Source organism: Catellatospora sp. NPDC049609, assembly GCF_040675365.1.
Lineage (GTDB): Bacteria > Actinomycetota > Actinomycetes > Mycobacteriales > Micromonosporaceae > Catellatospora.
Genome location: NZ_JBFAOU010000296.1, coordinates 1 through 6,001, shown reverse-complemented (window position 1 = coordinate 6,001; position 6,001 = coordinate 1). Strand labels below are relative to the sequence as shown.

At 73.1% G+C, this 6,001-nt stretch carries 5 protein-coding genes; 3 read left to right on the top strand and 2 right to left on the bottom strand.

Going from position 1 to position 6,001, the window contains the following annotated elements; all coding sequences use genetic code 11:
• On the bottom strand, positions 1-1,420 hold a 1,420-nt coding region (locus AB0J67_RS38685; RefSeq protein ID WP_363490403.1), incomplete at its 3' end, for an APC family permease.
• 107 nt (positions 1,421-1,527) lie between these two features.
• On the opposite strand from AB0J67_RS38685, the gene AB0J67_RS38680 reads away from it, so the two are divergent.
• Complete coding sequence (locus AB0J67_RS38680) at positions 1,528-2,583, top strand: hypothetical protein (RefSeq protein WP_363490401.1); 1,056 nt, start codon at positions 1,528-1,530, stop codon at positions 2,581-2,583.
• Between the two features lie 30 nt (positions 2,584-2,613).
• On the opposite strand, the gene AB0J67_RS38675 is transcribed toward AB0J67_RS38680, so the two are convergent.
• Complete coding sequence (locus AB0J67_RS38675) at positions 2,614-3,408, bottom strand: M23 family metallopeptidase (protein ID WP_363490399.1); 795 nt, start codon at positions 3,406-3,408, stop codon at positions 2,614-2,616.
• A gap of 338 nt (positions 3,409-3,746) precedes the next feature.
• Between AB0J67_RS38675 and AB0J67_RS38670 the strand changes: the two genes are divergently transcribed.
• Both AB0J67_RS38670 and AB0J67_RS38665 read left to right on the top strand, forming a co-directional pair.
• Positions 3,747-4,508, top strand: a complete 762-nt coding sequence (locus tag AB0J67_RS38670; protein ID WP_363490397.1) for a cutinase family protein — start codon at positions 3,747-3,749, stop codon at positions 4,506-4,508.
• Between the two features lie 60 nt (positions 4,509-4,568).
• Entirely contained in the window at positions 4,569-5,891 is a 1,323-nt protein-coding gene (locus AB0J67_RS38665) for a M23 family metallopeptidase (protein ID WP_363490395.1), read from the top strand.
• The last annotated feature ends 110 nt before the right edge of the window (positions 5,892-6,001 follow it).

Below are 6,001 nucleotides of genomic sequence, written 5' to 3'. Positions count from 1 at the left end.
TCCTGACTCGGCAACCGGCTATGAATAGGTTTGTTCGGGATGTAACGAGTTTTGATCTTCCGTTCAGGCCCGGGCCCCCCCCCCAGCCCGGCGCCGCGGCGGCCGGGATGACCAGGGCCGGGACGGCGGCCAGCGCCGAGCCGGGCGCCGTCCCCAGCACCGCACCGGTGTTCACCACCACGACGACCAGCACCGCACCGCCCGCCAGCAGGCCCAGCAGCGGGGAGACCGTGCGCGTCCACAGCGGCTCCGGCGCGGCGGGCTCGGTGCGGTAGAACGCCAGCACCGCCACGGTCGTGGCGACCACCAGGGTCAGCACGCCCAGCGCGCCGATCGTCGACAGCCAGACGAACAGGCCGGTGAACGGGTCGACCCCGGCCGCCGCGAAGCCCACGATCACCGCGAACGCGCCCACCGACTGCACCACCGACCCGCCCACCGGCGTGCCGCCCCGCACCCCGCCGGAGGTGCGGGCCAACCGCCCCGGCAGGACGTTCTCGCGGGCCATCGCGTAGGTGTAGCGCGCGATCGAGTGATGGAAGCTCAGCGCGGCCGCGAACATCGACAGCACCAGCAGCGCCGTGGTCAGGTCGGCGAACAGCCCACCGAACCGCTGCTGGATCACGCCCATCGGCAGCAGGCCGGCCCGGGCGGCGTCGACGACCGCGGCAGGCCCGACGGCCGCGGTCAGGCCCAGCGCCGTGACCGCGTAGAACCCGCCCAGGAACACCACCGCCGCCAGCGTCGCGCGCCCCGCGGCGCGCTCGGAGCGGGCCTCCTCGGCGTAGATCGGCGCGGTCTCGAAGCCGACGAACGCGGCGATGCCCAGGGCGAACACGCCACCGACGCCGTCGACCAGCAGCGTCGCCGGGTCGAACAGCGGACCGGTGTCCAGCGACCCGCCGGCCGGGGACGCGATCGCGACGACGTCGAACAACAGGATCAGCACCACCTCGACCGCCAGCGCGGCCAACAGGACCTTGGCATTGAGCTCCACATGCGCCAGGCCCAGCACCGCCACCACGGCCCACATCAGCAGCGACCAACCCCACCACGGCCCGCCGACCAGGCCCGACGCCGTGTGCCCGAGCAGCCCGTACAAGCTGACCTGGATGCAGTTGTAGGCCACCAGCGCCACGGTGCCCGCCGTCACGCCCGAGGCCGGGCCGAGCCCGCGCGCCATCACCGCGTAGAACGGCGCCGCCGAACCCACCCGGCGCGACATCGCCGCGTACCCGACCGCCGGCAGCCACAGCACCGCGCCCAGCACCAGGAAGCTCAACGGCACGCCGACGATCCCGGTGGCCGCGAACGTCGCCACCATGCCGCCCACCAGCACCGTCAACGGCGAGCTGGCGGCGACGGCGAACGCGAACATGCTGCCGTCGCCGACCCGCCGCGGGGCCAAGTCTCGGGCCATGGCCGGACCTCTTTCTCGTACATCCGTCGGGATCGCCGGCCGGTCGGCCTCACGCCGCCGCGCCGCGGGGTGATCCTGCCACATCAACCGTCCAACGTGGATCCGGTGTGACCCGCCGGTACCGCGCCACCGCCACGGCCGCCGAGCTGGCGGCGCTGCGCCCGGGGGAGCAGCCGGAGGCCGACGGGCAGCTGCTGTGCCGGGTGTGCGGGAGGTGGCGCCGCCAGCTCGCCACGCATCTGGTCGCCGGGCACGGCACCGATCCCGCCGCCTACCGCGCGGAGTTCCAGCTGCCCGCCACCCGGGCGCTGATGGGCTCCGGCCTGCGCGACGCCGCCACCCGGCGCGCCCGCGACCGGTACCAGACCGACCCGCGCGTGCGGGACTTCCTCACCCAGCCGCCGGCCGAACGCGACGAACGCCTGCGCCGCGGCCGCGAGGCGAAAACCCGCACCGAGCACCGCGCCGGTGTCCAGGCGGGAAAACGGGCCGCCGGGCTGCGGCTGGCCGAGCACGCCCGACGCCGGGCCGAGCACGCCGCCACGGCCATGGACGAGCTGGCCGCCGGCCTGGGCCACGCCGACCTGCCCGCCCTGCTCGCCGCGACCACCGAGCTCAGCCATGCCCAGCTCGGCGCCCTGCTCGGCTGCACCGCGGCCAAGGCGCGCTGGTGGCGTACGCGACACGGCATCGCCCGCACCCGCGGGCCGCGGCCTGCCCCAGGCCCGCCACCGGGGGTGCCGGTGATCGCGGGCCGACAGCCGCACGCCGACGACGGCCGCCTGTACTGCCTCGAATGCTGGCTGCCCCGGGCCAACCTGGCGCAGCACCTGGTGGTGCACGGCCTGACCTCGCCCGCCTACCGGGCCCGGCACGGGCTCGCCGCCGACGCCGTCCTGGGGTCGGCGGCGATGCGGCGCCGCTGGTCGGACAACGCCCGGGTCGGCGGTGCGGCCGCCGGGCTGGCCGCGGCGGCCGCCCGCAAGGCCGCCGCGGTGCGGGCGGACTACGACGCGCGGGCGCGTGTGCACGGCTTCACCGACGTCGTCGCGCTACTGGCACACCATCCGGGGCCGCAGCCCGCGGCGGCCCTGCTCGACGTGCTCCCGCGCGAGGTCGCGCGGCTGCGCCGCCGCTACAGTGCCGCCGGGCCGGAAGGTTGACGCGGGACCGTCCGCCGCCGCTCGTGCCGCTCAGGCCGGGACGGTGCCGTTGAGGTACGCGTTGATCTGGTCGATCTCCAGCGCGTTGAAGACCTCCGGCTGGGCGGCGGCCTGGTTGGAGTTGATGATCCGCTTGAACAGGTTGTAGTGCGCCATCGACCGCAGCCCGATGACACGGTTCGGGGTGACCAGGTAGCCGGTGCCGCCGGTGCTCCAGATGAGGTACATCAGTCCGTCCTTGGTGAGAATGGATGGGGGTGTGCCGGGCGCCCCGGCGTACGGCGCGCCCGCGAGGATCGACTCCGGGTTGTGGTACTGCCCCTGCTGGGTGATCTCCAGGTGCAGGTGCGGGCCCGTCGAGCGGCCGGTCGAGCCGACGTTGCCGAGGTGCTGCCCGGCGGCGACCTGCGTGCCGCTGCCGACCACGGGCGCCTCGCGCATGTGGCCGTAGAGGGTGCGCCACCCGTCGGCGTGGGTGACCGTGGCGTAGTGGCCGAAGCCGCCGGCGTTGTAGCCGACGCTGACCGTGCCGGCCGCGCACGCCCGGATCGGGTAGCCCAGGATGCCGCCGGTGCTGTAGTCGGTGCCGTAGTGCATCCGGGACTCACCGGTGATCGGGTCGGTGCGCATGCCGTACGGCGCCGTGATCGGGATCCACTTGTCGAACGGCCGGTTCCACGCCGGTGCGGCGTACGCGGCCTCCGCGAGCCAGGCCTCCGGGATGACGCCGACGGCGAGGGCGGCGGTGATCATTCCGAGCAGGTGCCGCCGGTCCGTGCCACGGGGCCGCGACCCGTGCCCGGATGATGTCTCTACTGATTGCATACCGCTCCTTCTGCTGCGAACGACGGCGGTGGGGGTTCCCGGACGGCGTCGGCGGCAAGACGCACGACGCCGCCCGGGACGTATCGCGACCGGACGGCGCGCGCCCACCGGGCGCCGGCGCCGCCCGCGTCGGCGGAGAGCGGACCAGGGTCCACACAGGATGCTGTGCGCCCCTCACGCGGCCGCACACGCAAGTCTCATACGCGCAGGTCCAGCCCGGTCCCCGACAGGTTCCGCCAGGCTCTCGCGCGCGATGTACTTCGATGTATGCCGGATGTACGCCGCTCGCCGGCACCCGTGCCACGATGCGACCACATGAGACCCCCAGGAGGATGTCGATGCGACAGACCCGTCCCCGGCTGTTCACCGCACGGCTGCGCCGTACCGCACTGACCACGGGCCTGGCAGTGGCCACGCTCGCCGCGGCCACGGCCGTCGCCACGCCCGCCCACGCCGTCAGCTCGACCCTGACCTGCCCCGGCGTCATCGTCATCGGGGTACGCGGCACCAACGAGGCCGCCGGCAGCGGCGGCGGCACCTACCACTACGCCAGCGGCGGGTTCGGCGGCCGGCTCAACCTGACCTCCAGCGTGGTCACCGAGACGTCGCGCACCGCCCGGCGGATCGCCCTGAAGTACCCGGCGACCGCCATCGCACCGATCTACCCGATCAGCCAGCAGCAGGGCACCGTCAACCTCAAGAACCTGGTCACCTCGCTCGGCACCACCTGCTCATCGGCCACCAGGTTCGTCCTGATCGGCTACTCGCAGGGCGCGCACGTCATCGGCGACGCGCTGGCCAGCGACTCGGCCAACCGGATCGCGGCCACCTACCGCAGCCGCATCGCCGCGGTCGTGTTCTTCGGCGACCCCACCTACCGCAAGGGGGAGCCCTACAACGCCGGCGGCGCCCCGAACACCGGCACCTGGCCCAAGGGCGCGGGCGTGCTCAGCGAGTTCAACAGCCGGCTGCGCTCCTACTGCTACACCGGCGACAAGTGGTGCCAGAACGCCGCCGACCCCACCGACGTCCACGGCACGAAGTACCAGACCTCCGCCGTGCAGACCGCGGCGAAGAACTTCATCCTCTCGAAGCTCTGACCGGCGCGACGCGGCAGCCCACCCCCGGCGATCAGGAGACATGCGCAAATGATCAGGAACATGGTGAAGTCAGGACGGTGGGCCCTCGCGGCCGCGGTCGTCCTGAGCGGGCTCGTGCTGGTGCCGGCGCAGCCGGCAGCCGCGCAGGCCGGAGCGATGACGCAACCGGTGGACGGCGTCGTCACCGGGGTGCTGTCCAACCGGTGCGGCAGCACTGACAGCGATCACTACGGCGTGGACATCGCCGGCAACGGCGGCAAGGCGATCGGTGCCGCCTACCCGGGCACCGTGACCTTCGCCGGCTGGACCTCCGGCGGCGGCAACACCGTGACCGTGTCCCACGCCGCCGGCTACGTCACCAGGTACCTGCACCTGGTGCAGGCGCCCGTGGTCACCGCGGGGCAGGCGGTGCAGCAGGGCCAGCTGCTCGGCCACGTCGGCAGCACCGGCAACTCCACCGGGCCGCACCTGCACTTCGAGATCTGGCGCAACAACGCGGTCCACGACATCACCCCGGCCTACGCCTGCGGCGGCACGGTCACCAAGGGCGCTCCCATCAACCTGCCCTTCGCAGACCTGCCCCCGGTCGGCGCGGTCCTCGACCGCTTCGCCTTCGTGAACGCGGCGGGCATGCTGAGCGTCAAGGACGGCGCGTACGCGTCATGGCAGGCGGTCAACGCGGGCGGCGCGTCGAAGGCGGTGCTCGGCGGCAACTGGATCGGCTGGATCCAGGACGGCACCTTCTACGCCAAGGACGGCATCCATGGCGGCTGGCTGACCATGGCCGGCGGCGGGCAGGTGCGTGACATCGCGATCAGCGGTGACCGCTTCGCGTTCGTCAACTCCGCGGGCGTCCTGTACGCCAAGGACGGCGCCTACGCGCCCTGGCGGGCGATGAACGCGGGCGGTGCCACCAGGGTCGAGCTCAGCGGCAACTGGATCGGCTGGATCCAGGACGGCGCCTTCTATGCCAAGGACGGCATCCACGGCGGCTGGCTGACCATGGCCGGCGGCAACCAGGTCCGCGACATCGCGATCAGCGGCAACCGCTTCGCGTTCGTCAACTCCGCGGGCGTGCTGTACGCCAAGGACGGCGCGTACGCGGCATGGCAGGGGGTCAACGCCGGCGGTGCCACGAAGGTGGTGCTCGGCGGGGACTGGATCGGCTGGATCCAGTCCGGGGACTTCTACGTCAAGCGCGGGGTCTTCGGGCAGTGGCTCGGCCTGGCATCCGGCGGGCAGGTGCGCGACATCGCCGTCAACAGCGGTGACTGGTTCGCCTTCATCGGCAGCGGCAACTACTTCGCCAAGCAGGGCACCCACTCCTCCTGGCTCACCATGGCCGGCGGAGGACAGGTCAGCGACATCGCCATCGGCGGTTGACCGCTGCGGCGCCGTGACGAGTCCCGGGTGCGACGGCGTTGAAGGCCCACTGCATGCGGGCGATGTCGGAGCAGGTCTCCTGGACGACGGGGTTGCCGCCGGCGGTGGAG